Annotated in this window: 2 protein-coding genes; both read left to right on the forward strand. The window is 43.8% G+C overall.

Translation table 11 applies throughout. From position 1 onward, the window contains the following. The first annotated feature begins 86 nt into the window (after nt 1-86). Nucleotides 87-449: a transposase family protein gene (locus LPH68_RS26385; RefSeq protein ID WP_008997339.1), complete on the forward strand. Its 363-nt coding sequence runs from the start codon at nt 87-89 to the stop codon at nt 447-449. Nucleotides 450-582: 133 nt separating this feature from the next. Next, the coding region (locus LPH68_RS26390; RefSeq protein ID WP_230297287.1) for a transposase at nt 583-1,040 on the forward strand (458 nt) is incomplete at its 3' end.

Here is a 1,040-nt window from a genome sequence, read left to right on the forward strand (position 1 = left end):
GGGTCAGTCCGAAAACCCTGTGGATATGTTATGTTAATACGCGCAAGTGAACTATCTTTGCGGAAGATTAAAAAAATAACAATCCAATGAATTCTAATCGCAATCTAGATAAGTTACTACGAGTCATCTTTCCCGAAGTTTTAATGGAGTATTTCGATATCTCCGGTTGGCATGACGGCTCTGATAAAATTGAAGTTTGGCTTGACGAAAAACACTACCTGGAACGTTCTGACTATAAGAGCGGAACCGTGATCTCCCATGGTTTTACCGATGAGAAAGTTATTCAGGACTTTCCTTTGCGTGGCAAACCTGTTTATCTCCACGTAAGACGTCGTCGCTGGTATGACAAAGCTACCGGGGAAACGTTTTCTTATACCTACGATGATCTAACTGCCGAAGGAACGAAACTCACTCCTGAGTTCGTTGCTTTTTTAAAAGAAGAAGATTGAAACTACCGCGGCCAGCATAAGCTCCATAGCAGATGCTTATGGGGTAAACGGTAAACAGTTAACTTCCCAGTACAAGGAGTTTATCAGCGCATACAGACAGTGGGATCAGTTAGATCATGCCACAGAATATGTCCTGTTCAAACAGAACATAGGTCCCAGCCTTTGTATTGACGAGACTTCTTTAAGTTGCGGAGAATTATATACTGTTGTCACTAACCGTGCGGGACATGGTGGCAGAGGTACTCTTGTGGCCATGATACGTGGCACGAAGTCTGAAGACGTCATAAAGGTGCTTGAAATGATTCATCTCTCCAAGCGTAAGACAGTCAAAGAGGTCACTTTGGATCTTTCACCGACCATGATGCGGATTGTCCGAACGGGTTTTCCCAATGCCACGATGACCAATGACCGGTTTCATGTCCAGAAGCTCTTTTATGAGGCAATTGATGAGCTCAGGATTACTTATCGCTGGATGGCACGGGATTTAGAGAACGATGAAATTCAGCGGTGCAAAGAACAAAATATAGAGTATGTCCCGTTTCGATATACCAATGGTGATACCCGTAAGCAGCTGTTGGCAAGGGCTAAACA

Origin of the sequence: Bacteroides sp. 1_1_30 (genome assembly GCF_020982715.1) — a bacterium.
Classification (GTDB): Bacteria; Bacteroidota; Bacteroidia; order Bacteroidales; family Bacteroidaceae; genus Bacteroides; species Bacteroides xylanisolvens.

Bases quoted from the DNA above. Each gene is read 5' to 3' on its own strand.
- LPH68_RS26385 (WP_008997339.1), top strand. From the start codon at position 87: ATGAATTCTAATCGCAATCTAGATAAGTTACTACGAGTCATCTTTCCC.